Source organism: Glutamicibacter sp. HZAU (assembly GCF_004100365.1).
In the GTDB taxonomy this organism is placed as follows: Bacteria; Actinomycetota; Actinomycetes; order Actinomycetales; family Micrococcaceae; genus Glutamicibacter; species Glutamicibacter nicotianae.
In genome coordinates this window covers 270,634-297,507 of record NZ_SCKZ01000001.1, presented here as the reverse complement: position 1 = coordinate 297,507, position 26,874 = coordinate 270,634, and the positions used below count along the sequence as shown (strand labels likewise).

Here is a 26,874-nt window from a genome sequence, read left to right as displayed (position 1 = left end):
AGCTGGCGAGCTTGGCGCGGTGCGCGGTGCTTGAACCACGGACAGTTGAAGGCAGTAGCGAAACGCTACTGCCTTCAACTGCTTTTAGGAGCCACCCATGCCCGCGGTACTTGAACCCGTCGACCACGAATGCCTTGCCTGCTTCCTCTATCGCTCCCTGAGCGCGCAAGGATGCGACGGGACCCATCTGTTCCTGCTGGCCTATCGCGACGCGAGTGCGCCGCGGGCTACCGCAGTGGAACGGAAGATGCAGCTGCTGGGCGGTTACTGCGATTGCGAAGTGCTGGCCAATGCCCTCCGCCCGATCACGCGCGAGGCAAGCAACGCCTTGGAAGACGAGGTGGATCTTGTCTGCAAAGGAGTACGCCGCGGCACAACCCAACCTTGTGAACATTGGTTGATGCGCCGCGGCGTACAGTGGGGTGGCGGACAATTCCGCCGGAGAAGTGCTTGAAAATCAGTCTTCGATGGTCTTGCTCTTCGGCTTGCGTGCCTTGAGCAGTTCGACACCGATGGGGATGACCGAGATGAGGACGATCAGGATGAAGATCAGGTCGATGTTCTCTTCGATCCACGTGAACTGTCCCAGCCAGTAGCCCAGCAAGGTGACACCGATACCCCACAGGGCTGCGCCGATCAGGTTGTAGAAGACGAAGGTCTTGTGGTTCATCTTCGCAACGCCAGCGATTACCGGGACGAAGGTGCGGACGATCGGCACGAAGCGTGCAAGGATCACCGCGCGGCCGCCGAACTTCTCGAAGAACTCGTGGGCGCGTTCAACGTTCTGCTGCGAGAAGAAGCGGGAATCCGGCTTCTTGAAGATGGCAGGACCAGTTTTCTTGCCAATGATGTAACCGGTCTGGTCGCCGGCGAAGGCGCAGACGAAAATCGCGGCGCAGAAGAGCCACAGCGGGATGTGGATGGTGCCGGTGGCGATGAGCATGCCAACGGTGAAGAGCATCGAATCACCAGGCAGGAAGAATCCCACCAGCAAGCCGGTCTCAGCGAAGACAATGGCGCACACCAGCAGCAGAACCCATGGGCCGAGCGCAGGGTTGTTCAGGAAGACGGCAGGGTTCAACCAGTCGGGCAGGAATGCCGCGCCCATGGTCGGGGCCGCGTAATCGGTCACAAGGGAAAGAAACGAAGAATGATCTAGCACAGCAAAAATCCTACGGGAATACGCTGTGAGTTTCCCAGAGAGGAATCCGTAAAGCCTGATGCGGGATAACCCGACCACAGGGGGGAAATCTCCAATTTGTTCGTTGACCCGGTGGATCATGGCTTTTCGCAAGGCCTGCATCATGTGGCCAGGGCGCATCGCGCAGCGGCGAGTTGCCAAGCTCACAGCAGTTTTCCGAGCAATGATCAGCATAGTTGCGTCGAGCAACTGGTATTGGTCCATGACAACGGTCATGGGCAACCCATGACTTTCTGCTCTTCTGCCTACCTGGCAAACGGAGAAAACTGGGAGTCATGGAAACGCTGACTAAAACCAATGCAGTTTCGCTCAGCGGCTTGAAGAAGACCTTCTCAACGCCGCGCAGCAAGGTCGAAGCCGTCAAGGGCATCGACCTGCAGATCCAGACCGGTCAGATCGTGGCCTTCTTGGGGCCCAACGGAGCCGGCAAGACAACAACCGTGGACATGATCCTCGGCCTGACCCAGCCCACCGAGGGATCGGCTCAAATCCTCGGCTTGGACCCGCGCCAGGCGGTCCTGGCTGGCAGGGTCTCGGCAGTGCTGCAAACCGGCGGGCTGCTGCGCGACATGACCGTCAAGGAAACGGTGTCGGTCATCGCCCACATGCATGAGCAGGCAGATCGCATTGGTGAGGTCATGGAACGCACCGGACTGGACAAGATCGCCAAGCGGCGCGTGGGCAAATGCTCGGGCGGCGAGCAGCAGCGCATCAAGTTCGCGTTGGCGTTGCTGCCGGATCCGGATGTGCTGATCCTCGATGAGCCTACTGCAGGGATGGACGTGATGGCCCGCCGGGATTTCTGGGCCGCAATGCGCGTCGAAGCCACCGAAGGACGCACCGTCATCTTCGCCACGCACTATTTGGAAGAAGCGCAGAACTTCGCAGAACGCACCGTGCTGATGAACCACGGGCTCATCGTCGCCGACGGCGCCACCGAGGATCTGCGCAAGCTCATCTCCGGACGCACCGTCAGCGCTTCCTTCCCCTCGGCCGAGCATGCCGAACGGGCCGCCGCCTCCAGCGATTCGGTGCAGGTGGCTGAACGCAATGGCTTGCGCTTCGCCTTCCGCAGCTCCGACTCCGACAGCTTCGCAGCCGCCCTGCTGACCGAGTACCAAGGCTACGACCTGGAAATTTCCTCGCCGAGCCTCGAGGACGCCTTCATCCAACTGACCAAGGACCCATCATGATGAGCACCTACATCCGCGTGGAATTCGCGCGGCACTTCCGCGATGGATACAACCTGATCTTTGCCCTGCTGCTGCCCGCGGCAATGTACATCCTGTTCGGCAGCATCCCCAGCTACACCGAGTTCGAGCTGGGAGCCGGTAATGTGAAGTTCTATCTGATGATTTCTATGGCGGCCTACGGAGCGGCAGTCAGCACCGTGGCCATCGCTGGCACCGTGGCCACCGAGACGATGCAGGGGTGGGGCCGGCAAATTTCGCTGACAAAAATGCCGCCGAGCATGTTCGTCAGCAGCAAGATGATCGTCGCGGCCACCGTTGCCGGCGCCTCGGCAGCGCTCGTCTTCGCCTTGGGCGCCGCCACCGGAGCCGAAGCGCATGAAGGCTGGATCTGGGCCGCGAGCTACCTGATCATCCTGCTCGGTGCCATGATCTTCGCCTGCTACGGGATCGGGGTGGGCATGGCGTTCAAATCCGAATCGGCCCTGGGCCTGGCCTCGGGACTGATGGTGTTCTTCGCCTTCTTCGGCAACGTGTTCATGCCTCTGGAAGGAGGCATGCTCGACGCGGCCCGCTTCACCCCGATGTATGGCTACGTCGCGCTGGCCCGCTACCCATTGCTCAAGGACATGCCTGCCGGGGTCGATATGGCACCGGATGCGTTGTGGATCCCAACCGCTAACCTAGTGGCATGGGCACTCATCTTCGTTCTCTTCGCGGTCTTCGCCACCCGCAAGGCCAAGGCGCGCCAGTGAGCCCACGCCAGCCTGGCTCCGCGCCGGTGGACGACCCGCTCTGCGGCCTCGACGAAGACCAGAAATTCTGGGATCGCCGAGGCTGGCTGGTGGCCGGGGTCTGGGTGATCTTCCTGGTCTTCCCGGTGCTGGACCTGCTCGTCGAGGACTATTCGCTGCCCACCCGGATCATCGGCTTGGCGCTGATTGCCCTCTTCGCCGCCGTGTACTTGCAGTCCTATTCGAAATTCTCATCCAAGATTGGCCAAGGCGGAACCAGCGCTCGCCGGGCGCACGTGAACTTCCTGGTGCTCTGCGCGATTATTGTGCTGGGCATCCCGGTCGTCGGGTTGACCACCATGGGGCTTTTCCCTTTCATCACCTCCTTCGCGATCTTCCTGCTGGGCAGGAGGTGGGCCATCGCGGCCTACTCGGCGGTGCTGGTGCTCAGCTTCGCGTTGCCAATCATCTACGGCCAGTTCATGGACGCGATCTTCCTGATCGGCCTGAACCTCGTGCTGATGGTGGTGTATGCGATCACCGTGGCGGCCATCCGGCGCTCGACCGAAGCCGAAAAGATGCGCAGCGACTACCTGCTGGTCGCCGAACAGGAACGCGTTGCCCGGGACGTGCATGATGGGATCGGCCATTCGCTCACCGCATTGAACCTGAAGGCGCAGCTGGCCCTGCGCCTGCTGGACCAGGAGCAGTACGCCCAGGCCCGCGGCGAACTGGAACAGCTCAGCGCCTTGGCCGTCGATGCGCTGGACTCCGTTCGCACCACGGTGCAGGGGCTTAGCCGCCAGGACCTGGCCGCGGAATTGGCTGAGCTGAGGCAGGCCTGCAACGACAACAACCTCGAATTCACGGTGGCCGGATCCGCCGAGCAGGTCCCGATGCAGCTGCGTTCGCATGTGGCATGGATCCTGCGCGAAGCGGTCACCAATGTACTGCGCCATGCGCACGCCAGCAGGATCGTGCTGCAGCTGGAACCCGAACACGTCAGCATCGAAGATGACGGCGACGGGCTGCAGGCCAGCACGCCCGGCCACGGGATCCGCGGAATGCAGGAGCGTGCCAAGCAGTTCGGCGCCAGGTGCACGGTGGGGGCCTCGCGGCTGGGCGGAACCAGCGTGCAGGTAGCCTTTGCGGCAGACGGGAACGCCCGATGATCCGGATACTCATTGCACATGACCAGCATCTGGTGCGCGGCGCGCTGGCAGCCTTGCTGAACCTCGAAGAGGACATCGAGGTCGTTGCGCAATGCGCCGACGGAGACGAAGTTGCCGCGGCGCTGGATGCGCATCGGGCCGATATTGCATTGCTTGATGTGCAGATGCCGCGGCAGGACGGGCTGAGCACCGCGGCAGAACTGAAGGACAGCCACCCCGAGGTAAAGGTGCTGATCCTGACCACCTTTGACCGTCCCGGGTACTTCCGCCAGGCTTTCGAAGCCGGAGCTCATGGTTTCCTGGTCAAGGATTCTCCGCCTGCCGAGCTGATTGCCGCCATCCGCAGGGTCTATGGCGGGGACAAGGTGGTGGATCCGCAGCGTGCGATGCTCAGCGTGGAGAGCCGCAGCAACCCGCTGACCGGGCGCGAACGCGAGATCCTGGCCTTGGCCGCGTCCGGTGCGCCGGTCTCGCAGATCGCCTCGACGGTGCACCTGTCGGTGGGAACCGTGCGCAACCATCTGTCCAATGCGATCGGCAAGACCAGCACGGCCAACCGCATCGAGGCCGCGCGCTACGCCAGGGAGATGGGCTGGATCTAGTGCATCACGAAGTGCATGATCATGCCGATGACCCAGATGGAAGACGCCAGCAGCACGCAGCCGAATTCCACCACGATGCCCAAGCCCATGGCCTTCAGCGCAGCCCAGGATGAGCCGAACGCCCCGGAGACCTCGCGGCGGCGCACGCTTTCACCGGCGAACAGGCCCACCGCGAAACCGATGAACATGCCGACGACCGGGATGATGAACGCGCCGGCGATGGCACCGATAACCGCGAAGAGAATGGATCCCTTGGGGATCTGATGTTCCTTGAGCTTCTTGCCGGTCAGGATTGCTGAGGCCGACCAGCCCAGCAGGGCGATCGCCATGCCCAGTCCGGCCGCCCACCAGGAGGCGCCGGATCCCAGCAGCCAGCCCCAGGCCAGGAGCGTGCCGATGGTCAGCAAGGACCCGGGCAGCACCGGGAAAATAGTGCCCAACGCCGAGACGACGAGCAGCAGCCCGGCGATGATGGTGTAAATAATCTGTGCATCCACACGCCCAGTTTCGCACACGTTTCCATCTGCCCGGAGGCAAGCGGAGCGTGGAGAGGTTCCGCAGGCTGGCCGATTCGCGATAGATTGCCTAGGACGCATGATGAATCGGGGAGGATCCTGATGGGCAAGGACAATAATGCACGGGTCGGCGTAGGGATTGCCGGGTCCACCGCCGTGGTGCGGCTGGAGAATCCGGGCCAGTTCAATGCGCTCACCAAGGACATGTGCCTGCAGCTGGTGGGTGCCTTTGCCGGTCTGGCGACCAATGACGAGGTCGCTTCCATTGTGGTGCGCGGTGCCGGAGGGAACTTTTGCGCCGGGATTGCCATCGATGAAATGGACCAGGTGCTCTTCGACCGGGATGAGAACGGGGAACTGATCAACCACTTCGATCTGCTCGACAAGATCATCGTGGGCTGTCCGAAGCCCACCATTGCGGTGGTGGAAGGCAATTGCTTCGGCGGGGCCTGGCAGCTGGCTTCGGCCTGCGACATCCAGCTGGCCTCGGACAATGTGCGCATCGCGATCACCCCGGCAAGAATCGGCCTGGTGTTCCCGCGCCCGGGCATCGAGCGGCTGGTGCGTGCCGTGGGGGAGCACCGGGCCAAGTACCTGCTGCTCTCCGGAGCGGAGGTGTCCATTGCCGAAGCCGAACGCTGGGGCATGTTCACCAAGGTGGTTTCCCATGGGCAGCTCGAAGAGCAGCTGGACGCCTTGCTGGGCCAGCTGGCGGCGAACTCGCCGTATTCCATTGCGCGCACCAAGGAAGCGATCAACCTGGTGAGCGCTGGGGAAGCCACCGACAGCTGGTGGGAAACGCTGTGGGAAGAGAACGGGGCGAACGCGGACCTGGCCGAAGGCAGATCCGCGTTCCTGGCACGCCGTACCCCGGACTACAGTGGGCTGCGCAAATAGTGCCAGCTAGCGCTGCTCGGCGGTGAATTGGGCGACCAGTTCGCGCTTGAGGATTTTCCCGCTGGGACCCAGCGGGAACTCGGTGACGATCTCGATCAGCCGCGGGTACTTGTATGCGGCCATCTGCTCGCTGGCCCACGCCACCAGGTCCTGCGCGCCTAGTGTGGAGCCTGCCTCCAGGGTCACCGAGGCGGCGATCTCCTGCCCGTGGGTTTCATGCGGCACCCCGTATACTGCGGCATTGGAAATCTCCGGATGGGACACCAGCACCTCCTCGATTTCGCGCGGGTACACGTTGTAGCCGTTGCGCAGGATCATGTCCTTGGTCCGGTCCAGGATGCGCAGGTAGCCATCCTCGTCCTTCGTCCCCAGGTCCCCGGTGCGGAACCAGCCATCGACCACCGCTTCGGCTGTGGCCTCGGGCCGGTTCAGGTAGCCGGAGAACAGGTTATGCCCGCGGACCACCAGTTCGCCCAGCTCGCCGCGCGGCAGCAGCTGGATCTTCTCCGGGCTGGCCGGGTCCGCGATTTCCACATCCACTCCCCAGACCGGGGTGCCGACGGTGCCGGGCCGCGGTTCGACACCCACATGGTTGAAGCAGGCCACCGGAGAGGTCTCGGTCAGCCCGTAGCCTTCGTGGATCCGCGCGCCGAAGCGCTGCTCGAAGGCGGTCAGGATGGATACCGGAAGCGACGCTCCGCCGGAAATGGCGTAGCGCAGCTTCTGGGGCGTCTGTGTGCGGTGCTTGCCCGCTTCGAGCAGGGCCACATACATGGTCGGCACCCCGAAGAAGACATCGATGCCCGCGTCCAGCAGCAGCTCCAGGGCGCCTTCGGCGGTGAACTTGGGCAGCAGCATCAATTCGGCGCCCACCCGCAGCCCGGTATTGAGCACGCAGGTCTGGCCGAAGGTGTGGAAGAGCGGCAGCCCGCCGAAAAGCCTGTCGCCGCGGCGCAAATCCATGGTGTTCAGCAGCGTGGTGTGGGTCTGCTCAATCAAGGCAAGGTGCGTGCCCAGCGCACCCTTGGGCTTGCCGGTGGTGCCCGAGGTATACAGGATCGTGGCCAGGTCCTCCGGGCGCCGCGGCAGGTAGGTGGCAATCGGCGAAGCCTGCCGGGCCAGGTCTTCGAGCCGGTCGGTGCCCGAGTCTTCTGGCGCCAGCACGCTGAGCACCGGGACGCCTGAAGCGGTGGCTCCGGCAGCACCCTCGGCGAGCAGCGGCGCGGCGCAGATCATCAGCTTGGCCTCGGAGTCCTCCAAGATGTAGGAGATTTCGCGGGCCTTGAGCAGTGCGTGCACCGGCACCACCACGGCACCCAGGGCCAGAACCGCGTAGTAGGCGCGGGCGAAGTCCGCGACATTGGGGATGAGCAGAGCCACCCGATCACCCGCCGTGATGCCATGGGCCTGCAACGCCCCGGCATAGTTCCGCGTCTCATCCCATAGCTGCCTATAAGTTGTGCTGTGGCCATCGACGGTGATGGCGTTCAGTTCGCCGTAGCGGGTGGCCCCTTCTGCGAGGATTGCTGCTACTGAAACTGTGAGATTGGACGTGGGAACGCTCATGGTGAACTCCTCGGGTGAACCTACAATGCTATGTGCCCTGTGTCACATTAAAACATAATGAAACCGCGGTTCATCGCAAGGCATCCAGTTCCGTAATATCTTGGGTGGCAGCAAATTTTCCGTTGCTGATCTGGACGAAAAGGACATAGACTCAGGCCAAGCGAGCTGGATATATTGTGGAATGGGGAAGCGATGCCGGCACCAAGGGATCCACGAGCCGAACCCTGCTGGGTCGATCTGCTCACCAGCGACATGGAAGGCTCCGCCCAGTTCTATGCGCAGCTATTCGGATGGGAAATGCGCCGGAACGCGCCAGGCACGGACGAAGGATATGCCGAGGTCTATCTCAACGGGTCGATGGTCACCGACTTCATTGCCAATGACCCGGACTCCGAGGTTCCGGACTGCTGGACCACCTACCTGAATGTCACCGATGTGCACGCTGCCGCCTACGCCACCAAGCTGCACGGCGGCAAGGTCTATCTCAAGCCCATCGAGGTTCCCGGACAGGGAACCATGGCCATCATCGGGGATCCAGCCGGCGCCGGCGTGGGACTCTTCCAAGCCTTCGCGCCAGCGGGAACGGCCACGAGCCGCGCACCGGGCACACGGATCTGGAATGAACTGCACACCAAGCACTTCGAGCCGGTGGCCCGCTTCTACCGCGAGGCCCTGGGCTGGAACTTGTCCCCGGTCTCGGACACGGACGAGTTCCGCTACCACACCTATGGCCAAGGGCCCGAGGCGGTGGCGGGCATCTTCGACATTTCCGGCTACCCGGACTCGAAGTCCGGCTGGCGCGCCTACTTCGCGGTGGCGGACACCGATGAAACCGTGGCGCTCGCCGAGCGGCTCGGCGGCACGGTTATCCATGAACCGCATGACTCCTACTTCGGCCGCATGGCAGTGCTCGGCGATGTCACCGGAGCCGAATTCGCGGTCATCTGCCCGCCGAAAGGCTAGCTGGAAGCGGCTAGCTTCCGGTTGCCGCGCGCTTCCAAATGTAAGGGGTCGTAGTGGAAACCTTCACCAGGCCCTGGCGTTCAAGGATCGGACGGGAATACTCTGTGCTGTCGCTGTGCACGTACTTGCAACCCATGGCGATCGCGCTGCGTGCCCGGGCATCAACCAGGGCCCGGTAGACACCTCGTCCGCGGTATTCAGGCAGCACGCCGCCTCCCCAGAGGCCTGCGAATTCGGTGCCGGCCACCGGCTCCAGACGGCCCGCACCCGCCATTCGCCCCTCCAGCCAGGCGACCCACAGCTCCATGCCGTCATTGCGTCCCATGCGTGAAATCAGGGCTTGGGCGGTGGCTGGGTCGTAGGGTTCGCCGAAGGCCTGGTCGACCATGCGGCACATTTCCTCAATTTCTTCTGCAGCGCTCACACGCCGCAGTTCCAGCCCAGCCGGACCGGGGTCGCCACTGAGCAATGCCTGCAGCGGTCCGATCATGATTGATTCGCCCTCCTCGGCATTGAATCCCAATGCTTGCAAGCGCTCGGGCAGGCCGGGTGCATGGTCGTGTCCGCGGGTCTTGAATTCCACCTCGGTGATCTGCGGCTGCGCCGCAAAATGCTCCAGTGCTGCTCCAGCCAGCTGGGCCAAGGTTTGCGGTTCTTTTCCGTTGAAATGCGGATAGGTGATGAAACCGCGCCCATTGGCGTAGGTGGCCAGGCGCAGCGGACCGAGCCGGGTGATGGACTGGGCGCCCGGAGTCTCGGCATCGGTGCGCAGCTGCTGATCGTAGAGCCTGAGGAAGCGGTCGCGGTGGTTATCCATCTGCATAGTTTACGGCCAGGGCCCTTCCGCTTTGCCTCCTCTGGCCAAGGGTGCCACACTCAGGGGAGAAGAGCAGCAGGCAGGAGAAGCACATGGGCCGCAAGATCGCGCGCCGCCGCATCGTCAGGGCAACGCTGGAGGGCTCGCGCGTGCGCGAGGAGAAGCTGGCCGGCGAGGAGCCGCTGGAGATCCGCTTCGGCCACACTTCCTACACTACCTCCATGCGCACGCCGGGCGACGACTTCGACATGGTCGCCGGCTTCCTGGTGGGCGAGGGCATCATTTCCGTCCCCGAGCACCTGGTTTCCCTGCGCTATTGCGCCGGCACCGACGAAGCGGGCAACCAGACCTACAACGTCATTGAGGTGCAGCTGGGTCCGGGAGCAAAGCACCCCGATCTGCTGGCCGCCCGCAATGTGGTCACCAGTTCCGCCTGCGGGATCTGCGGGACCAACTCCATCGACGAGGTGCGCAAGAAAGCCGCCTTCGCGCCGGCTCTGGACGCCGGGCAGGTGGAGCTGGAAACCCTGCTGGGCCTGCCCGACACCCTGCGCGAATCGCAGCAGCTGTTCTCCGCCACCGGGGGTGTTCATGCGGCCGGGTTGTTCTCCGCCTCCGGGGAGCTGCTGATCCTGCGCGAGGACGTAGGGCGTCATAATGCGGTGGACAAGGTCATCGGGGCTGCCCTGCGCGAGGGGTTGCTGCCGCTGGGCGACGCCGTACTGCAGGTTTCCGGACGCGCCTCCTTCGAGCTGGTGCAGAAGGCCGCGATGGCCGGAATTCCGGTGCTGTCGGCGGTCAGCGCGCCCTCGTCGCTGGCCGCGGATTTGGCCGAGGAATCAGGCCTGACGCTCGCTGCGTTCTCCCGCGGACGCAGCGTGAATATTTATACACATGCGCATCGGGTGATCACAGCGTAGCCTTGTAATATGTGAGCTGGATATCAGTCCTGCCCGCGCCACCAACCAGGAGGGTCTCATGCATCGCTCGGCACCCAAGAAAGACATCAATGAAGATGAGCTGAAGGTCAGCGAACCAAAGCACGCCGCCGCCGGCCTCAAAGCCGTGATGGTGTCCATGGAGCGCGGTTTCGCCGAAGCCGGCCCGTCGCGCACCCTTCGCTCGATGCTGCGCGTCAACCAGCACGACGGTTTCGACTGCCCGGGGTGCGCCTGGCCCGAATCCATCACCGGCAAGCGCAAGCCCGCCGAATTCTGCGAGAACGGCGCCAAGGCCATCGCCGAGGAAGCCAGCGCCCGCACCGTCACCCCGGAATGGTTCGCGCAGCACTCCATCGAGGACTTGCGCGATAAGACCGAATACTGGCTGGGCTCGCAGGGCCGGATCACCACCCCGATGATCATCCGCGAAGGGGACACCCACTACTCGCCGATCAGCTGGGCCGAGGCCTTCTCGACCATTGGCGCGCACGTCAATGCGACCACCCCGGACAAGTGCGTGTTCTACACCTCCGGGCGCACCGCGAACGAGACCGCGTTCATGTACCAGCTGCTGGCCCGCAGCCTGGGCACCAACAACCTGCCCGACTGCTCGAACATGTGCCACGAGTCCTCCGGAACGGCGCTGAACCCGACCATCGGCATCGGCAAGGGCACCGTGTCGCTGGAAGACTTCGAGCATACGGATCTGATCTTCGTGGTGGGGCAGAACCCCGGCACCAACCACCCGCGCATGCTCTCCGCACTGGCCGACGCGCGCAAGCGCGGCGCCCGCGTGGTCGCGGTGAACCCGCTGCCGGAAGCCGGCTTCTTCGGCTTCAAGGACCCGCAGACCGTGGGCGGCATGCTGGGCAAGGCGGACCCGATTTCCAGCGACTTCCTGCAGATCAAGGTCGGCGGCGACCTGGCCCTGTTCCAGGCCTTCGGCCACCTGCTGCTGGAAGAAGAGAAGAAGCATCCGGGCACGGTGGTGGACCACGAGTTCATCGCCGCGGTGACCGACGGCTTCGAAGCCTACAAGGACGCGCGCGCCACCTTGGACTGGGACGCCACGGAAAAGGCCACCGGCCTGACCCGCACCCAGATCACCGAGATCGCAATGCTGCTGGCCAAGTCCAAGGCCACCATCATCTGCTGGGCGCTGGGGTTGACCCAGCAGCCGCACTCGGTGCCGACGCTGAAGGAAATCATCAACCTGCTGCTGCTCCAGGGCAACTTCGGCAAGCCCGGCGCCGGCGCCTGCCCGGTGCGCGGCCACTCGAATGTGCAGGGCGACCGCACCATGGGAATCTGGGAGAAGCCCACCGAGCAGCTGCTCGCCGCCTTGGATGCCGAATTCGGCATCGAATCCCCGCGCGCCCATGGCTACGATTCCACCGAAGCGCTGCACGCCTTCGAAAAGGACGAGGTGGATGTGTTCGTGTCCATGGGCGGCAACTTCGCCCTGGCCAACTCGGATACCGAAGCCCTGGAAGCCGGAATGCAGCGCGCCAAGCTGACCGTGCACATTTCCACCAAGCCCAACCGCTCGCATGTGGTGCACGGCAAGACCTCGCTGATCCTGCCGACCCTGGGACGCACCGACAAGGACGACAAGCACCCCACCGGTGCGCAGTTCCTCTCCGTGGAGGACTCCATGTCGGTGATCAAGTCCACCCGCGGCCGGCTCACCCCTGTCTCGGACCACCTGCTGGCCGAACCGGTCATCGTCGCGCGCATGGCCCAGGCCATCCTGGGGGATAACCACCCGGTGAACTGGCGGGCGATGGCCGAGGACTATGACGTGATCCGCGACCACATCGAACGGGTGCTGCCCGGCTTCGAGGACTTCAACCGCCGGGTGCGCGACAAGAACGGCTTCGTGCTGCCCAACCCGCCGCGCGACACCCGCTCCTTCGCCACCGATATCGGCAAGGGCCGCTTCACGGTTTCGGAATTCGAGGCCTTGGAAGCACCCGAGGGACACCTGATCCTGCAGACCATGCGCAGCCATGACCAGTACAACACCACGTTCTACGGGCTGGATGACCGCTATCGCGGGATCAAGGACGGCCGCCGCGTCATCCTGATCAACCCGGAGGACCTGGCCGAGACCGGATTCAGCGACCGCGACCTGGTGGACGTGATTTCCACCTTCGCCGGAACCGAGCGCCGAGCCAACCGTTTCCGCCTGGTGTCCTACCCGACCGCCAAGGGATGCGTGGCCGCCTACTACCCGGAAGCCAACGCGCTGGTGCACCGAGATCTGGTGGCACGCGAGTCCAATACGCCGGGCTTCAAAGCGATGATGGTGCGCTTCGTCGAGCACACCCAGCAGCCCGGGCGCACGCTGGACAGCTAGTTTCAAAGTGGTGAAGTCACGGTCGGGGAAATCCGTCCCGGCCGTGGCTTCATTCAGTTCAGGCGCTGTCGCCAATTCTTCTTGCGGCTCAGAGCAGTGCCGAGCCAATGGTCGGGCATTTGGATATCCGGCTGGAAATTCTGCGTCCAGCAACGCTCGTAATTGATGGTCGTTTCGGATTCATCTGGTAATCCTGCGACAAGATGTTCCGAGGGAATAAGCGGGACAGTGAGTTCAAGATGGACTGCCAGCATCAGCAGCAGCGGTAACGCCGCGCGGCCCACTGGCAATGCAAGCTGCATCACATCAAGCGCTTGCCATAAGCGCTTGGATTTCTTATTGCGACACAATATAAAGTGTTCGGCGCCCTGACCAAGGTGCGCCAATCCGCAGTCCACCGAAGAGGAAATCCCCCATGAGTGCTGCCCGCAGCAATGCCGCTGAGAGCATCAGACCCGAAGACGAACGCCTGCCCGCTGCGAAAACCGTGGCCTACGGTTTCCAGCATGTGCTGACCATGTACGGCGGCATCATCGCCCCGCCACTGGTGATGGGCGGCGCCGCGGGCATGGACACGGCCGAAATGGGCGTGCTCGTTGCCAGCTGCCTGTTCATCGGCGGCCTGGCCACCATCCTGCAAACCCTGGGCGTGCCGTTCTTCGGTGCCCAGCTGCCGCTGGTCCAGGGCACGTCCTTCTCCGGCGTGGCCACCATGATCGCCATCCTCAACGGTGGGGGAGGCATGCCGGCAGTGTTCGGAGCGGTGCTTGCCTCGGGCGCCATCGGCATCATCATCGCCCCGTTCTTCGCCAAGCTGCTGCGCTTCTTCCCGCCGGTGGTCACCGGCGTGGTGATCACGATCATCGGCGTTTCGCTCTTCCCGGTCACCGCCGACTGGGCCATGGGCGGCGCCGGCGCCGGGGATTCCTACGGTTCGCTGGAGAACATCGCCCTGGCCGCCATCACCCTGCTGATCCTGCTGGCCTTGTCCAAGTCGGGCGTCCCTGCGCTTTCGCGCCTGTCGATCCTGCTGTCCATTGCGCTAGGCACCCTGGTGGCAGTGTTCATGGGCATGGCTGATTTCTCCCAGGTGCTCACCGGAGACATCTTTGCGGTGCCGACGCCTTTCGCCTTCGGCCTGCCGGTCTTCGAGATCGGTGCCATCATCTCAATGATGATTGTCATCCTGGTGACCTACACCGAAACCACCGCGGACATGCTCGCCGTGGCCGAGGTGACCGGGTCCAAAGTGGATTCGCGGCGCATCGCCAACGGCCTGCGCGCCGACATGCTCTCCTCCACGGTCGCCCCGGTCTTCAACACCTTCACCCAGTCGGCCTTCGCGCAGAATGTGGGACTGGTGGCGATTACCGGTGTGAAGAGCCGCTTCGTGGTGGCCGCCGGCGGCGGCATCCTGGTGGTCCTCGGCCTGCTGCCGGTGCTCGGCCGCGTGGTCGCCTCGATCCCTTCGCCGGTGCTGGGTGGTGCCGGCGTGGTGCTGTTCGGCTCCGTGGCCGCGGCAGGCATCCGCACCCTGTCCAAGGCCAAGGATGACAACATGAACATGCTGATCATCGCGACCTCGCTGGCCTTCGGCTGCATCCCGATGGTCAAGCCTGATTTCTACGCCGAATTCCCTGCATGGGTGAGCACCATCTTCCAGTCAAGCATCTCCTCCGCCACCATCATGGCCGTGCTGCTGAACATCATCTTCAATGAGCTGAACTGGGGCAAGAAGGAAACCTCGCTGCGTACTGTCTACAAGTACCAGCTGGCCGGGCTCGAAGACGGCGACCGCCTGATCGACGGGAAGCTGTACGACTCGAAGGGCCTGGAAATCCAGGTCATCTCGGAGCAGCCGGGCCACGCCGGCGACCGTCCGATGCCGCAAGGCTAGCGGAAGGACCCAGCCTAGAGAGCCAAACGCCCCGGTTCAATGAACTGGGGCGTTTGGACGTGAAAGGCTTTACTGGCTGGAGTCCTTCTGCTTGTCACCGGTCATGGTGATTGGCTGGACGCCTGAGTTGGGGAAGCAGCCAATGGGGCTCTGGCCGGACTCGGCGACGATATCCAGGCACTTGGACGTCAAGGTCTCCGGGGTCAGCGAGCGTTCTAGGATCTTGTTGGCTTCGGCTTCGGCTTCGCTGGTCTGCTTGCGCTGCTGGGCCACGCGGGTCTTGGCGGTTTCCGCCTGCAGCTCGTTGATGCGGTTCTGCGTAGGCTCATCGAAATTGATGATCGGCAGGGTAACCGAGCGGATCTCGATCTGGGTCTTGACCTTGGCCTGCATCTTTTCCTGCACCGACTTCGCCAGTCCCTCCAGGTCCTGGCCGCCGCTGGCGGGTTCGCCGTATTCCAGCGGATCGTAGGTGGCCATGACCTCGTTCAGCGCCGCACGGAAGTTGCGGTCGACCAAGTTGGACTGGATGCCCTCGAAGGTGCGGTAATCCAGGAAAACGTCCATGGCATCATCGGTTTTCAGCTGCCACTGGATGGAGGCATCCACATCGGCGCGGCCGTTGTTGCCCAGGCGGACCGGGATGGCGCTCTCGGAGGAGTAGACATCATTCTGCACCGAGCCGTCCAGCTTCTCGACCTTTTCCCATGGCCACTTCAGGTGGAAGCCGTTGCTGACCACGGAGGTCGGCTTGCCCAGCGCGACCTTCACGCCGACGGTGCGTGGCTGCACGATGGTGGTGGACATGATGGCCAAGACGATCAGGGACACGACGAAAACGGTGATTCCAGTGAAGCGCGTGGCAGCACGGTTCTTGTTTTCCGGCTTCATGGCCTTGCCGGCAAGCAGGACAAGCAATCCTGCGATGGCGCAAAGGATGGTAATGATGGTGGGGAACATGATCTCCTCGATGACGTGATGGTATTCAATATTCTATCGTTTAGATAATTGAGAACCGTTGTGGACACGGCAACGCGTCGAAGGAGATTTTGCCATCCCAGGGAAATCGTGCTGCGCAAACTAGAATTGTTGGCATGCAACAACGAGAACTTGGACGTACCCACCGCAACGTATCGGCCATTGGCCTGGGCACCTGGCAGCTCGGCGCCGACTGGGGGTCAGTCGATGAAGCCGACGCTCTGGCCGTGCTTGATGCCGCCTATGACGCCGGGGTGAACTTCTTCGACACCGCCGACGTGTACGGGGATGGCCGCAGCGAGCAGCTGATCGGCACCTGGCTGAAGGCCAACCCGGATGCGGACATTACCGTCGCCACCAAGATGGGCCGCCGCGTGGAGCAGGTGCCCGAGAACTACAACCTGGACGCCTTCCGCGCGTGGAACGACCGTTCCCGCAAGAACCTCGGCGTGGACACACTGGACCTGGTCCAGCTGCACTGCCCGCCCACCCCGGTGTACTCCAGCGATGAGATTTACGATGCGCTGGACAGCATGGTGGATGAGGGCCGGGTGGCGAACTACGGCGTTTCGGTGGAAACCGTGGACGAGGCGCTGACGGCGATTGCGCGCCCGAACATCGCTACCGTGCAGATCATCATCAACGCCTTCCGCCACAAGCCGCTGGACACCGTACTGCCGGCAGCCCGCGAGGCCGGGGTAGGCATCATTGCCCGCGTGCCGCTGGCCAGTGGACTGCTGACCAACCGCTACACGCTGCAGACCGAGTTCGCCAAGGATGACCACCGCAACTTCAACCGCGACGGCTCCTCCTTCGACGTCGGCGAGACCTTCTCAGGCGTGGACTATGCCACAGGGCTTGAAGCAGCTGGCGAGTTCGCGAAGCTGGCCGCCGTCGAGGCGCCCGAGGCAACCAGTGCGCAGGTGGCTTTGGCCTGGCTGGCCGCCCACGACGGGGTGAGCACCATCATTCCCGGCGCCCGCAATGCGCAGCAGGCCCGCGCCAATGCGGCAGCCGGTTCGATGCAGATCTCCGAGGGTTTCAACGCCTCGGTCCGCGATCTCTACGACGCCAAGCTGCGCGAGCAGATCCACCCACGCTGGTAGCAGCGCGGGTGGGAAACAGCTCCTAGTTTCGCGGCGCCCCGACGGGAATGCTGGCACCTAGTGCCACCGGCTCGGCGGGGCGCTGCTGCCCCCGCTCCGAAATGTATTCCAGCGCGGTATCCGGAGCTGCGGTGTTCACGAAGGAGCGGAAGCGCTTGAGCTTCACCGGGTCGGCCAGGGTCGCCGCCCACTCGTCCTCGTAGTTTGCCACATGGGCTTCCATCGCAGCTTCCAGCTCCTGAGCCAACCCCAGCGAATCCTCGATCACCACCTGCTTGGCGCGCTCCAGACCGCCATCCAGGTCCTGGAGCCAATGCGCGGTCCGCTGCAGCTTGTCCGCGGTGCGGATGTAGTACATCAGGTAGCGGTCGATGTACTTGAACAGCGTCTGCTCATCCAGGCCGCCGGCGAGCAGCTGGGCGTGCGCCGGGTTGGCGCCGCCATTGCCGCCCACATACAGGTTCCAGCCATCGGTGGTGGCGATGACGCCAATGTCCTTGGCGCGGGCCTCGGCGCATTCGCGGGCGCAGCCGGAGACGCCCATCTTCAGCTTGTGCGGTGCGCGCAGGCCGCGGTAGCGCAGCTCCATCTCGATGCCCAGGGCGGTGGAATCGAGCATGCCGTACCGGCACCAGGATGAACCCACGCAGGTCTTCACATTGCGCAGCGACTTGCCGTAGGCCTGGCCGGATTCGAAACCGGCATCCACCAGCTCGCGCCAGATCTCCGGCAGCTGCTCCAGCCGGGCGCCGAACATGTCGATGCGCAGGCCGCCGGTGAGCTTCGTGTACAAGCCGTACTTCTGCGCCACCGCCGCAATCACGCCCAGCTTTTCCGGGGTGATCTCCCCGCCCGGGATGCGCGGGACCACCGAGTAGGTGCCGTCCTTCTGCATGTTTGCCAGCACGCGGTCGTTGGTGTCCTGGGCACCGGCAAGTCCTGCATCCATCGGGTGCACGCTGGTCTGCGAGGAAAGGATGTTGGCGATGACCGGCTTGCAGATATCGCAGCCCTTGCCGGTGCCGAAACGCTCCATCACCTCGGTGAAGGTCTGCAACCCGGCCACGCGGATGGCTTCGTAGAGTTCCGGGCGGGAGAAGGAAATATGCTCGCACAGGGCGGTGGATACTTCAGCTCCGTCCTTGAGCATCTGCGCTTCCATGAGCTTCTTGAGCATCGGAACGCAGGATCCGCACTGGGTGCCGGCACGGGTGCACGCCTTCAGCCCGGAAACGGTAGTCACCGGAGCCTCGCCCTCGAAGCAGCCGCAACCGGAGACGGCATCGCGAATGGTGCCGGCGGTGACCGAATTGCAGGAGCACAGCACCGCGTCATCGGGCAGTTCGCCCTCCGGCGCCTCGCCGCCCAATGCGCTCAGGTAAGCGCCTGGCTCGCCGGGCAGTTCCCGGCCGAGCAGCGGACGCAATGACTGGTACGGGGTGGCATCTCCCACGAAGATGCCGCCGAGCAGGGTCTTGGCGTCGGAGGACACCACGAGCTTCTGGTACAGGCCACGCGGGGCATCCGCGTAGACCACTTCCAATGCACCCTCGGCTCGGGCGAAGCCGTCGCCGAAGCTGGCAACGTCCACCCCGGAGAGCTTGAGCTTGGTGGCAGTGTCGAAGCCGGCGAATTCGGCCTCGCCGCCGGCCAACTGCTCGGCCACGATTTCAGCCATGGCGTTGGCCGGCGCGACCAGGCCGATGCAGAACCCGTCGTAGTTCGCGACCTCTCCAATGGCCCAGATGTGCTCGATATCGGTTGCGCAATGCGAATCGATGACCACGCCGCCGCGCGGACCCATGCCGAAGCGGGGCGCTTCGCTGCCGGACTCGTCCAGGACCGCGTTGTAGTTGCGGATCAGCTCATCGCGGGGTCGTACGCCGATCGACACGATGACCATGTCGGCTTCGATCACGCGTTCATCTGCCATCAGCACTCCGGTGACAACTGGGCTGCCGGAGTCCTGGCTGGTGAGGATTTCCTGCGGGAAGACCCCGTTGTGGACGGTGAATCCGGTCTGCTCAATGAGCCGGCCCATGGCTTGGCCGGCACCTTCATCCAGCTGGGTGCCCATCAGCCATTTGCCTCCGTCAATGACAACAGCTTCTGCGCCCAGCGCCTGGGCACCTGCCGCGGCTTCCAGCCCGAGCAGTCCGCCACCGATGGTGGCCACTACCGGGGCGCGGCCCAGCGTGGTTGACAGTTCCTTGACCTTCTCGGCGATGGACCAGACATCTTCCAACGTGCGATAGACGAAGGTGTGCTCGTTTCCGGCGATTGGCAAGGTGGCGGCGTTGGAACCGGTGGCGAGCACCAACTCGTCATATCTGAAGGTGCGTCCATCTTTGGTGGCGACCACGCGCTTGGTGCTGTCGATGGCCACGGCCTTGGCGTTGGTTTCCAAGGTGACATGCTCTGCTTCCCACAGCCTCGGGTCGCCGAGGGTGAGATCGACCCCGGGGTTGGTCAATGCTTGGGAGAGCGCCACACGGTCGTAGGGAAGGTGGGTTTCCTCGGTGAGTACCGTGATGTGCAGATCTTGCGGTGCGCGGCTGGCCAAGGCTTCGGTGAAGCGGTGGGCTGCGGGGCCGCCGCCAATGACCAGGATGTTGCGTGCAGTGTGTGGTGTACCCATGATCTATTTCGACTTTCGCTGGGAAACGGTGAGTTTCTGGCTGATGAGACCACTGTAGAAAGTTCGTTTTGCACGGCAATTACCCTTGTGTTTCGGTCAGCGCAATTCTCTCCACCATGAGTCAATTCCCTAGTGAAGGCACTGAAACATGAACGAATCATTCGGCAAGGAATTCGATTTCTCCAAGGGAAGGCAACATCAAAATCCGGCGGAATTCCGGCAGGATTTTCGATTCACGTCGATCGAAATTGCTGTTAGCGATGCTTTACCGACCAGCAATCGCGTTGGGCATCGGGCGAAACATGCGGCTTCTAAGCTCGATTTGTCAGCGAAAACCAAACACGAAGGACTGGGAATCATGAGCACACAAATCGAAGAAGGCACAAGTGAAGCTACGTTGAGCTTGGAGCCGCTGTGCCGCAGCGCAGAGCTGGAGCGCGGATGGGGAGAAGCGCTCTGGCTCGAGACCACGCAGCTGGCCCTTTTCCGCACCGAAGAAGACGCCTTCTTCGCAACCTCGCATCATTGCCCGACCAGCGGCGCGAAGGTCATGGCCCGTGGAATTCTGGGGGACACCGTGGTCGATGGCGATTCCGTGGCCACGGTAGCCTGCCCGCTGCACAAGGAAGTGTACCGACTGGATACCGGGGAATGCCTGAACGCCGATTCGCTGCCGCTGCCGGTGCAGCGGCTCATGGAAATCGAAGGACAGCTATGGATGGAGCAGATCAAATGAGCATCAAATCTGAGTGCAGCCTGAACGTGGAACATTCGGCCTGGCAAGGCTGGTTCGAAATCCTCGACGAGACGGAATCGCTTGCAACCAATTAGCTCCAGTCAGCGTACCGTCCAGCAACGGGGCGGAAGACCAAGACAACCCGCATCATCAACTAATCGCAGGGACGAAAGCCAGAGGCTTTCGTCCCTGCGTCATTTGGCAGCGTGCAGCATCCGGCTAGGAGCAAAGATGCCAGCAGGGTGGGGCCACGGACGTAGGCAGCCACATCTGCGTGATGCTCCGCAACTGGGGTCTAGCCAGCGCACCAGTGGCTGCCCTAGGGTGGCACGTAGCAAGGCGGTCGGCTCGCTGGATTCCTGGCCGATTATCGTTGACAGCCTTTCCCTGGTGAAAAGGATCGAAACAATAGCAACTGTGATTATCCATGCGACCATCACCTTCGATGGGTATCTCGCTGATGCTCAGGGCGGGGTGGACTGGATGTTTGGCCGTCCCGCCGCCCTCGAAGATGATGGGGTCGTTGCCTTGGTCATGGAGAAGATCGGAACCATTGTCGGCGGTGCGAATCGGACGCAAACGATCGAGGAGGGCGAAATCCCTTATGGAGGGATGCTTCAGGTCCCGGTATACCTGATGACTCATACAGGCACTGAGCCGGTGGTACGCGACGGCATCACCTACACCTTCGTTGTTGATGACATTGCAGGCGCAGTGGAATCAGCCAAGCAGGATGCCAAAGACGGTTTTGTCAGCTTATTGGGCGGGAAAATATCGCGGCAGTGCCTTGCCCTGGGATTGGTCGACGAGCTGCACCTGGATATTGCCCCGGTATTGCTTGGCGGTGGCATATCCCTGTTCGAAGGTTTGGGGCAGCATATCGAGCTGGAACGCATTCAGACTTCGGCTTTCGCTAGCGAAGTGCATCTGGTGTACCGGGTGCTTCGCTGATCAGCTCTGCGCCGTACCAGGTGCCGACAGCCCTCAGGGGCGTTATGCCACGGCGGGAGCCTTGGCCAGCAGTTCCTCGATTTTCGCTTTGCACCCTCCGCATCCGGTGCCCGCGCGGCAGCTTTCACCCACCTGCGTGACGGTGGTGCATCCAGCGTTCACCGCGTGGGCCACCTGGCCGTAGGTGGCGCCAGAACAACGGCAGAGCTGGTCTTCATCGCTGGGGATTGCAGAGACCTGTTCCGTCGCCGGATCATCCAGCCGCAGCAGGGCCGAACGGTCTTCAGGCAACGCGGTGCCCCGTTCATAGGCAAGCACAAGCTCGGCACTGGTTTGCGGCAGACCCATGGCCAGGAACCCGGTGACGGCATCCTTGCGGGTGACGATCTTCAGATAACGTCCGCGCGCAGGATCCGCATAGACGGTTGCCTGCAGGTCCGGTTCATCCCAATAGCCGGCGCTGATGTCGCCGGCCGCGGTCAGCTCGATGCCCTGGCCCTTGAGCATCAGCACGTCGGAGGCGGAGAAATCCGGTGCGGGAAGCGGAACGGAAGATGCCGAACCATCCAGCTGCAGCAAGTGCCGAGACAACCATGCGGCCTGGGCCCACCCCGGAGCCAGCAATCCGACCGGCGGCTGCCCGGCAACTTCGGCGCAGTCGCCGACGGCAAAAATGCGCTGCTCCGTATCGGCGCAGAGGAATTCATCGATTCTGATGCCACGGCCCACCGGCAACCCGCAGCCCGAGGCCAGCTCTGTCCTGGGTCGCACACCGGTGGATAGGAGCAGGGCGTCAGCCTGGATCAGTCCATGAGTGGATGTCATCAGTCCGGCGAAACCTTGCTCATCCTTGTGAATTCCCGTCGCCTTCGCGCCCGAGACTACCTCGACACCGGCAGCGCGCAGATTCCGTGCCAGCAGCGCCCCGCCGTCTGCGTCCACGACCCGTCCCAAGGGTGCTGGGCCATGGTGCACCAGCACCGGTTGCGCCCCCGTAGTGGCAATGGCCAAGGCGGCCTCGATGCCCAACACGCCGCCACCGAGAACCGCAATGCGCCGGCCGGCACCGAGCGATGCCCGCAGCTGATGGGCATCATCCACCGTACGCAGGGCAAAAACCCCGGCAGGCAGGGAAGCTTCCGCATGCGGATCGAAGTTCAGGCCGTTGAGCGTCGGGACCACAGCCCGCGCACCGGTGGCAAAAACCAGCCGATCATAGGAAACAAAGCCATCTCCCTGCAGATGGACCCGGCGGCGTGCACGTTCGATGCCGGTAGCTCGCACGCCCAAGCGCACCTCGACTCCGGCATCTGCCAGCCGTTGGGGATCCACCATGCCCAGATGCTCGAGCTCGGCGGCTCCCACGGCCAGCTCAGCGAGCAGCACGCGGTTGTAGGCCAGATGATCTTCGGCGCTGATGACGGTGATGGCGCACTGGCCGGAAGCCGCCGCGGGCAGCAGCCCCTCGACGAGGGATGCGGCGACGGGGCCGAAGCCGATGATGACGATGCGTTGCGGGCGATGCTCGGTCATTGTTCCTCTTCCACAGTGTTCAGCGAAACATGGGCGTGCTTGAATTCAGGCATCCTGCTGTGCGGGTCGACCTTCGCCTCGGTCAGCAGGTTCGCGGTCCCCGCCCCCGGGTAGTGGAACGGCAGGAAGACCGTGTCCAGCCGGGCATCAGCGGTCAGCAGCGCTCGGGCGGTCACCTCACCGCGTTCATTGCTGATCACGACCTTCTGTCCCTGGACAATCCGGTGCGCCAAGGCGGTTGCCGGATGGATTTCAAGCATTGGTTCTGGTGCGGCGTGGGCCAGCTCGGGAACTCGGCGGGTCTGCGCGCCGGACTGGTAGTGCTCCAGCAGGCGGCCGGTAACCAAGGAGACGGCCGCGGCGCTCTTCCTGGGCGCAGGCTGGAATGCCACCGGAACCAGCACCGCACGCCGATCTGCGTGGGCAAAGCCGTCTAGGAACAGGCGCGGGGTGCCGTTGCGGATTCCGGGTTCGGCCGTCACCTCGGTGCCTGCAGGGCAGGGCCAATAGATGGCGGCACCGGCATCGAGATCATCCCAACGCACCCCCGAGTAGTCAGCCAAGCCGCCGGCTGACGCTTCTTTGAGTTCTTCGAAGACTTCCCGCGGATCGGGGGAGAAGTGGCCGGGAGCGTCCAGCCGCTGGGCAAGCTGGGAGAGGATCCACAGTTCGCTGCGCGCATTTCCCGGTGCCTCCAAGGCGGCGCGGCGGCGAAGGATCCGGCCCTCCAGGTTGGTCATGCTGCCTTCCTCTTCAGCCCATTGCAGCACCGGCAGCACCAAGTCCGCCTGCGCCGCGGTTTCCGAAAGGAAGAAGTCGCAGACCACCAGGAAATCCAGGCTGGCCAGTGCCCGGCTTACCTTCGAGGCATCGGGTGCCGAGATCACCGGGTTGGCTCCGTGGATCATCATCATGCGCGGACCGGTTGGGGTGCCCAGCGCTTCGAGCAGCTCAACGGCAGGTAGCCCGGGACCGGGGATGATTTCGGGGTCAACGCCCCAGACACGGGCCACCTGCGCGCGGTGTTCCGGGTCGGTGATCTTGCGGTAGCCGGGAAGCTGGTCGCACTTCTGCCCGTGCTCGCGGCCGCCCTGCCCATTGCCCTGTCCGGTGATGGTGCCGTAGCCGCCGGCCATAGTTCCGGGCAGGCCGAGCAGCAGGGCGAGGTTGATCGCGGCGGTGACCGTGTCGGTGCCGTTGGCGTGCTGCTCAATGCCCCGGCCGGTGAGGATGTAGACCGGCTTGCCGCCAGCCTTCGCTTCGCTGGCCGCCTGCGCCAAGGCCCGGGCGGTGCGCCGGATCTGCTCGGCAGGAACACCAGTGACCTGGGCGGTCCGTTCCGGCCACCAGCCGGCCAACGAGGCTTTCACCGCGTCGAAACCATTGGTGCGGTCGGCCAGATAGGCGGTGTCGGCCAGGGACTCCGCCACCAGCACGTGGGCTAAGCCCAGCAGCAGCGGCAGGTCGGTGGCCGGGGTGGGCTGCAGGTGCCAGCCGGCATTATCTGCGCAGAGCTTGGCCGTTGCCGAACGTCGCGGATCAACCACCACCAGCCCGCCATTCTCACGCGCCCCGGCCAAATGCCGGACAAAAGGCGGCATCGTGTCGGCGACGTTGGAACCGAGCATCAGGATCATCGCCGCCTCATCCAGATCCGCCAGCGGGAACGGCAAACCGCGGTCCAGGCCAAAGGCGCGGTTGGTGCCCGCGGCAGCCGAGGACATGCAGAACCGGCCGTTATAGTCGATGCGCGACGTGCCCAGGGCCAGCCGCGCGAACTTGCCCAGCTGGTAGGCCTTTTCGTTGGTCAGCGACCCGGAACCGAAAACCGCCAGGGCATCGGCTCCGGATTCGTCCCGGATGACCCGGGCCTTGTCTGCCACCAGATCCAATGCCTGCTCCCAGCCGATCGGTGCAAGGCTGCCATCGGCTTGGCGGAGCATAGGTGCCTGCAGGCGTTCGGGATGATCCAGCAGCGTCGCGGCGCTGTACCCTTTCCGGCACAGCGCCCCGCCGTTGGTTTCGAAGTCGCGGCCCTTCAAGCTCACCGGCTCAGGGGCTTCGGCCTGCGTGCTGCGTTCGAGGGTGATGCCGCACTGCAGGGCGCAGTAGGGGCAATGGGTGGCGGTCATCCTAGACTCCGTGCTTCGCGAAGCGGGTGCCGGGCCGCGCATAGGTGAACCATGCGGTGGCCATGAGCAGCAGGTAGGCGGCGATGAAGATGATGAATGCCGCGGTGTAGGCTCCCGTCGTGGAAACGGACAGGCCCAAGGCTTGCGGAATCAGGAAGCCGCCGTAGGCACCGATGGCCGAGATCAATCCGAGTGCGGCAGCAGCCTTGCGGGAAGAATCCACTTGTCCGGCCTGCTGTCCCTGGCCGCTCAGGGCAAAGACTGCCGGGATCATGCGATAGGTCGAGCCATTGCCGATGCCGCTTGCGGTGAAGAGCAGCAAGAACAAGGCGAGGAAGACCCAGAAGTTCGCCCGGGGCAGGCTGATCACCAGTGTGGCGGTAATCAAGGCCATGGCCGCAAAGGTGGCCACGGTGATGCGTGCGCCGCCGAGCTTGTCGGCGATCTTTCCGCCATATGGGCGAGCCAGCGAGGCGACCAGCGGGCCGAGGAAGGCCAAGGTGATGGTGGCTGTTCCCAGCGGTAATGCAGCGTATTCGGGGAAGGTGTCAACGATCAGCTTGGGGAAGACTGCCGAGAATCCAATGAAGGAGCCGAAGGTTCCCACATACAGTGCCGAGATGACCCACAGGTGCTTTTCCTTCAGGCAGGCCACCGCGCCGCGGATATCGGAGCGTGCCGAAGACAGATTGTGCATGTACTTCCAGGCGCCCCACGCGGAGAGCAGAATCAACGGGATCCAGAGCAACCCCGCCAGCGGGAGCTGCAGCGCTCCGGCGGCGAACGCCGTGACAATGACCGGCACGAGCAGCTGGGCGACGGCCGCGCCTAGGTTGCCGCCGGCAGCGTTCAGCCCCAGCGCCCAGCCCTTGCGGGCGGCCGGGTAGAAGTAGGTGATATTTGCCATCGAGGAGGCAAAGTTGCCGCCGCCGAAGCCGGTCAGCGCTGCGAGGCTGAGCATGACCCAGAACGGCGTGGACGCATCGGCCAGCGCTAGCGTTATGCCGCCGGCAGGAATCAGCAGGAGCAATGCGGAAATCACTGTCCAATTGCGTCCGCCGAACCGGGCGACCATGAACGTGTAGGGGATGCGCAGGGTCGCTCCGACGAGGCTTGGGATGGAGATCAGCCAGAACAGTTCGGTGGTGCTGTAGTTGAATCCGGCGGCCGGGAGATAGACCACGATGATGGCGAAAAGCTGCCATACGCTGAAACCGAGGAACTCGGCGAAGATGGACCACTTGAGGTTTTGGCTGGCTACCGCTGATCCTGTGTGCTTCCAGAAGGCAGGATCCTCCGGGGTCCAATTGCTGACCCAGCGTCCCGGCTGGATGTCCAGTGCCTGCGATGTGCCAGGTGCTTCTAGCTGTGCGCTCACGCTACCCGATCCCTTCTCTAGCGTTTGATGCTTCTGAGCTTTTCAAATCGGTATTTCACCGAGGTGCTCATGTTGTTGCGCCGAGGGGAACTTAATTTCACCTGGGGGATCGGGGAGTCGATAGGCGGCTGTAACGTGTTGGAAACCCGGCTGTGGCCCGAGCAGATCCGCGAGATCAACTCCAATCGGTTCTCCAGCGCCATGCCGGCGTTACTCACATCGAATACGAAGCCGATGGCCAGTTCAGTTGCCACCGGCTTCGGCGCTGGGCTACCTGGAATACCTCGCCGGAGAGCCCAAAGCACCCCTACTGGCCTGAGCCGATACGGGCTATAGTAAGGATCCATCGAGGTGGCCTGGATCACCTTGAAGAGTTGGATGCATGTTGAACATCCGAATTCTGGAGGGCAATCATGGGCGGATGCCTCGCCTGGTCCAAGGGCCAGATCGCGCACGGACATTGATCGCGCCGCAGCATGCGGCGGCACCTTGCCGAGCCTTGAATCGCCGGCAGGGAGCCAGATTCCGACCATCATCCAAATCATTCATGGTGCGTCCGCAGATACCC

Annotated in this window: 24 protein-coding genes; 13 read left to right on the top strand and 11 right to left on the bottom strand. The window is 63.5% G+C overall.

Annotation, left to right across the window (positions count from 1 at the left end; all coding sequences use genetic code 11):
• The first annotated feature begins 97 nt into the window (after positions 1 to 97).
• Positions 98 to 454 (top strand): DUF2695 domain-containing protein, encoded by a 357-nt coding sequence (locus tag EKH49_RS01375; RefSeq protein ID WP_128469342.1) that lies wholly within the window; start codon positions 98 to 100, stop codon positions 452 to 454.
• A 3-nt stretch (positions 455 to 457) separates the two neighbouring features.
• Here the strand turns inward: EKH49_RS01375 and EKH49_RS01370 are convergent, their stop codons facing one another.
• Entirely contained in the window at positions 458 to 1,132 is a 675-nt protein-coding gene (locus EKH49_RS01370) for a DedA family protein (protein WP_369826776.1), read from the bottom strand.
• Positions 1,133 to 1,476: 344 nt separating this feature from the next.
• Between EKH49_RS01370 and EKH49_RS01365 the strand changes: the two genes are divergently transcribed.
• From EKH49_RS01365 to EKH49_RS01350, 4 genes are read left to right on the top strand one after another with little or no spacing between them, the layout of a single operon-like run.
• Positions 1,477 to 2,394 carry an ABC transporter ATP-binding protein gene (locus EKH49_RS01365; protein WP_128469341.1) on the top strand — a complete coding sequence of 306 codons (918 nt, stop codon included), beginning with the start codon at positions 1,477 to 1,479 and terminating at the stop codon, positions 2,392 to 2,394.
• Complete coding sequence (locus EKH49_RS01360) at positions 2,391 to 3,146, top strand: ABC transporter permease (protein ID WP_128469340.1); 756 nt, start codon at positions 2,391 to 2,393, stop codon at positions 3,144 to 3,146. Before EKH49_RS01365 ends, EKH49_RS01360 begins: the two co-directional genes overlap by 4 nt.
• Positions 3,143 to 4,297, top strand: coding sequence for a sensor histidine kinase (locus EKH49_RS01355; RefSeq protein WP_128469339.1), 1,155 nt, complete (start codon positions 3,143 to 3,145; stop codon positions 4,295 to 4,297). Before EKH49_RS01360 ends, EKH49_RS01355 begins: the two co-directional genes overlap by 4 nt.
• On the top strand, positions 4,294 to 4,899 hold the full coding sequence (locus tag EKH49_RS01350) for a response regulator transcription factor (RefSeq protein WP_128469338.1): 606 nt from the start codon (positions 4,294 to 4,296) through the stop codon (positions 4,897 to 4,899). The genes EKH49_RS01355 and EKH49_RS01350 overlap by 4 nt, the downstream gene beginning before the upstream one ends.
• Here EKH49_RS01350 and EKH49_RS01345 read toward each other — a convergent pair.
• A complete protein-coding gene (locus tag EKH49_RS01345; RefSeq protein WP_201739535.1) occupies positions 4,896 to 5,396 on the bottom strand; it encodes a DUF456 domain-containing protein in 501 nt (166 codons plus the stop codon). The genes EKH49_RS01350 and EKH49_RS01345 overlap by 4 nt on opposite strands.
• Positions 5,397 to 5,516: 120 nt before the next feature.
• Here EKH49_RS01345 and EKH49_RS01340 point away from each other — a divergent pair, with 120 nt between their 5' ends.
• Positions 5,517 to 6,311 carry an enoyl-CoA hydratase/isomerase family protein gene (locus tag EKH49_RS01340; RefSeq protein WP_128469335.1) on the top strand — a complete coding sequence of 265 codons (795 nt, stop codon included), beginning with the start codon at positions 5,517 to 5,519 and terminating at the stop codon, positions 6,309 to 6,311.
• A gap of 6 nt (positions 6,312 to 6,317) precedes the next feature.
• Here EKH49_RS01340 and EKH49_RS01335 read toward each other — a convergent pair whose 3' ends face one another.
• Positions 6,318 to 7,877 (bottom strand): long-chain-fatty-acid--CoA ligase, encoded by a 1,560-nt coding sequence (locus EKH49_RS01335; protein ID WP_128469334.1) that lies wholly within the window; start codon positions 7,875 to 7,877, stop codon positions 6,318 to 6,320.
• 192 nt (positions 7,878 to 8,069) lie between these two features.
• Between EKH49_RS01335 and EKH49_RS01330 the strand changes: the two genes are divergently transcribed.
• Positions 8,070 to 8,840 (top strand): VOC family protein, encoded by a 771-nt coding sequence (locus tag EKH49_RS01330; RefSeq protein ID WP_128469332.1) that lies wholly within the window; start codon positions 8,070 to 8,072, stop codon positions 8,838 to 8,840.
• Positions 8,841 to 8,850: 10 nt separating this feature from the next.
• On the opposite strand, the gene EKH49_RS01325 is transcribed toward EKH49_RS01330, so the two are convergent.
• Positions 8,851 to 9,657, bottom strand: a complete 807-nt coding sequence (locus EKH49_RS01325; protein ID WP_128469330.1) for a GNAT family N-acetyltransferase — start codon at positions 9,655 to 9,657, stop codon at positions 8,851 to 8,853.
• A gap of 92 nt (positions 9,658 to 9,749) precedes the next feature.
• Here EKH49_RS01325 and fdhD point away from each other — a divergent pair, with 92 nt between their 5' ends.
• Positions 9,750 to 10,577, top strand: a complete 828-nt coding sequence (gene fdhD / locus EKH49_RS01320; protein ID WP_128469329.1) for a formate dehydrogenase accessory sulfurtransferase FdhD — start codon at positions 9,750 to 9,752, stop codon at positions 10,575 to 10,577.
• A gap of 58 nt (positions 10,578 to 10,635) precedes the next feature.
• On the top strand, positions 10,636 to 12,957 hold the full coding sequence (locus tag EKH49_RS01315; protein WP_128469327.1) for an FdhF/YdeP family oxidoreductase: 2,322 nt from the start codon (positions 10,636 to 10,638) through the stop codon (positions 12,955 to 12,957).
• A 53-nt stretch (positions 12,958 to 13,010) separates the two neighbouring features.
• Here EKH49_RS01315 and EKH49_RS01310 read toward each other — a convergent pair whose 3' ends face one another.
• The gene (locus tag EKH49_RS01310) at positions 13,011 to 13,343 is read right to left on the bottom strand and encodes a hypothetical protein (protein WP_128469326.1); all 333 of its coding nucleotides are present in this window, start codon (positions 13,341 to 13,343) and stop codon (positions 13,011 to 13,013) included.
• A gap of 29 nt (positions 13,344 to 13,372) precedes the next feature.
• Here EKH49_RS01310 and EKH49_RS01305 point away from each other — a divergent pair, with 29 nt between their 5' ends.
• On the top strand, positions 13,373 to 14,854 hold the full coding sequence (locus EKH49_RS01305; protein WP_128469324.1) for a nucleobase:cation symporter-2 family protein: 1,482 nt from the start codon (positions 13,373 to 13,375) through the stop codon (positions 14,852 to 14,854).
• Positions 14,855 to 14,923: 69 nt separating this feature from the next.
• On the opposite strand, the gene EKH49_RS01300 is transcribed toward EKH49_RS01305, so the two are convergent.
• Positions 14,924 to 15,814: an SPFH domain-containing protein gene (locus EKH49_RS01300; protein WP_128469323.1), complete on the bottom strand. Its 891-nt coding sequence runs from the start codon at positions 15,812 to 15,814 to the stop codon at positions 14,924 to 14,926.
• A 134-nt stretch (positions 15,815 to 15,948) separates the two neighbouring features.
• On the opposite strand from EKH49_RS01300, the gene EKH49_RS01295 reads away from it, so the two are divergent.
• Positions 15,949 to 16,938 carry an aldo/keto reductase gene (locus tag EKH49_RS01295; protein ID WP_128469322.1) on the top strand — a complete coding sequence of 330 codons (990 nt, stop codon included), beginning with the start codon at positions 15,949 to 15,951 and terminating at the stop codon, positions 16,936 to 16,938.
• A 22-nt stretch (positions 16,939 to 16,960) separates the two neighbouring features.
• Here EKH49_RS01295 and nirB read toward each other — a convergent pair whose 3' ends face one another.
• Complete coding sequence (nirB, locus tag EKH49_RS01290; protein WP_128469321.1) at positions 16,961 to 19,576, bottom strand: nitrite reductase large subunit NirB; 2,616 nt, start codon at positions 19,574 to 19,576, stop codon at positions 16,961 to 16,963.
• A gap of 148 nt (positions 19,577 to 19,724) precedes the next feature.
• Here nirB and EKH49_RS16770 point away from each other — a divergent pair, with 148 nt between their 5' ends.
• Positions 19,725 to 20,312 carry a nitrite reductase (NAD(P)H) small subunit gene (locus tag EKH49_RS16770; RefSeq protein ID WP_236640974.1) on the top strand — a complete coding sequence of 196 codons (588 nt, stop codon included), beginning with the start codon at positions 19,725 to 19,727 and terminating at the stop codon, positions 20,310 to 20,312.
• 324 nt (positions 20,313 to 20,636) lie between these two features.
• The gene (locus EKH49_RS01280) at positions 20,637 to 21,263 is read left to right on the top strand and encodes a dihydrofolate reductase family protein (protein WP_236640973.1); all 627 of its coding nucleotides are present in this window, start codon (positions 20,637 to 20,639) and stop codon (positions 21,261 to 21,263) included.
• 42 nt (positions 21,264 to 21,305) lie between these two features.
• Here the strand turns inward: EKH49_RS01280 and EKH49_RS01275 are convergent, their stop codons facing one another.
• Genes EKH49_RS01275 through EKH49_RS01260 form a run of 4 tightly spaced genes read right to left on the bottom strand, consistent with a single transcriptional unit; the run spans position 21,306 to position 26,842 of the window.
• The gene (locus EKH49_RS01275) at positions 21,306 to 22,796 is read right to left on the bottom strand and encodes an FAD-dependent oxidoreductase (protein ID WP_128469319.1); all 1,491 of its coding nucleotides are present in this window, start codon (positions 22,794 to 22,796) and stop codon (positions 21,306 to 21,308) included.
• Positions 22,793 to 24,928 (bottom strand): molybdopterin oxidoreductase family protein, encoded by a 2,136-nt coding sequence (locus tag EKH49_RS01270; protein WP_128469318.1) that lies wholly within the window; start codon positions 24,926 to 24,928, stop codon positions 22,793 to 22,795. The genes EKH49_RS01275 and EKH49_RS01270 overlap by 4 nt, the downstream gene beginning before the upstream one ends.
• Position 24,929: 1 nt before the next feature.
• Entirely contained in the window at positions 24,930 to 26,306 is a 1,377-nt protein-coding gene (locus tag EKH49_RS01265; RefSeq protein ID WP_128469317.1) for an MFS transporter, read from the bottom strand.
• Positions 26,307 to 26,323: 17 nt separating this feature from the next.
• Complete coding sequence (locus EKH49_RS01260) at positions 26,324 to 26,842, bottom strand: hypothetical protein (RefSeq protein ID WP_128469315.1); 519 nt, start codon at positions 26,840 to 26,842, stop codon at positions 26,324 to 26,326.
• Between the last annotated feature and the right edge of the window lie 32 nt (positions 26,843 to 26,874).